This is a genomic window from Staphylococcus sp. HMSC13A10 (assembly GCF_001808005.1).
Lineage (GTDB): Bacteria > Bacillota > Bacilli > Staphylococcales > Staphylococcaceae > Staphylococcus > Staphylococcus pasteuri.
Genome location: NZ_KV791838.1, coordinates 1 through 1,508, shown reverse-complemented (window position 1 = coordinate 1,508; position 1,508 = coordinate 1). Strand labels below are relative to the sequence as shown.

Sequence of the window (1,508 nt, the reverse complement as noted above, 5' to 3'; positions counted from 1 at the left end):
AACCTGAAAATCGTATTTATAATAAAAAGTACTCTGAAAGTAAGAATACAGTGAGTTCAAGACGATATATTAGTAGAGAAAAAACACCACAATGGTTAGAAGATCGAACATATACTAAAAAGGTTAGAAGTGATATAGATCCTCAATTCGAAAAGGAGCGAGAAGCTTTTTTAAAGCAATTACAAATTGATTGGGATGAGTAATAGTAAAAATAATAAGCATAGATACACTGGTATCATGATCTAATACTTCTTGGGAGAAAAAGCCTTGTTCTAAAAGAACAAGGCTTTATAAATATGAATGCTTATTATCTAATTTCCATTTACCCAGAATATAATATTGAAAACATTTATTGACTCACTAACGTCTCTCTATTTTATTCTTATAAACAGTTTGTTAGGTAGATTATAACACTAGTTAGTGGAGAATTGTAAAATAGAATAAATAATAATGATTAAGAAGATAAGATATTTAAATACTCTTAATTGGTGATAATATATACAACTCATTTATAACAATTGGTGTTGCAATTTTTGCACTATTCTTCTTTGATTTTGACAACTTGTTTACCGAAATTATCACCTGTAAATAACTTTCTGAATGCAGAAGGTAAATTGTCAAAACCTTCATCTATCGTCACTTCAAATTTAATTTTACCTTCAGACACCCATTGTGCGAGTTGTTCACTTGCTTCTTTAAAATGATCAGCGAATTGTGCTACTACAAAACCTTGCATTAATGCTTGATTTTTAATCAACGTTCCTTGGATACGTGGTCCAATATCGTCTTTTTCATTATTATATGCTGAAATTGCACCACATACCGGAACGCGTGCAAATCGATTTAAGTGTTTAAACACTTCATCAGAAATTGCGCCGCCTACATTTTCAAAATACACATCAATACCATCTGGTACAGCCGCTTCGAGTTGCTGCGTGAAATCATCTTGTTTATAATCAATGGCCGCATCAAATCCTAATTCATCTGTTAAATATGCTGTTTTCTGCTTACCACCAGCAATACCGACAACTTTTGCGCCTTTAATCTTAGCAATTTGTCCTACGACAGAGCCTACCGCACCGGATGCAGCTGACACGACAACCGTCTCGCCAGATTTTGGTTGACCAATTTGAAGCAATCCTGTATAGGCCGTCATTCCCGGCATGCCTAAAACACTCAAATATAAATGTAATGGTACATCTTTTGATGGAACAGGGGTCACATCGTCTCCATTCACTGTATTTATCTTTTTCCATGGTAATATGCCTGTGACATAATCACCCACAGATAGACGTTCATCTTTCGATTGTGTGACTTTTCCAACAATATGACCTTGTAATGGTTCATTCACTTGGAAAGGTTGAACATAACTTTTTGTATCATTCATTCTGCCTCTCATGTAAGGATCTACAGATACATAAATGGATTCTACTTGAACCTCACCTGCATATGGTTCTCGAGTTTCTATTGTTTCAAATCTAAATACATCGACTTGAGGGATACTTTTG

Annotated in this window: 1 protein-coding gene and 1 pseudogene; one reads left to right on the top strand and one right to left on the bottom strand. The window is 34.3% G+C overall.

Features of this window, described 5'->3' with window-relative positions:
• Positions 1 to 203 (top strand): annotated as a pseudogene (locus HMPREF3125_RS02080) (replication protein Rep); the annotation flags it as partial.
• Between the two features lie 335 nt (positions 204 to 538).
• Here the strand turns inward: HMPREF3125_RS02080 and HMPREF3125_RS02075 are convergent.
• A partial coding sequence (locus tag HMPREF3125_RS02075) for an NADP-dependent oxidoreductase (protein WP_070451609.1) occupies positions 539 to 1,508 on the bottom strand: 970 nt, incomplete at its 5' end.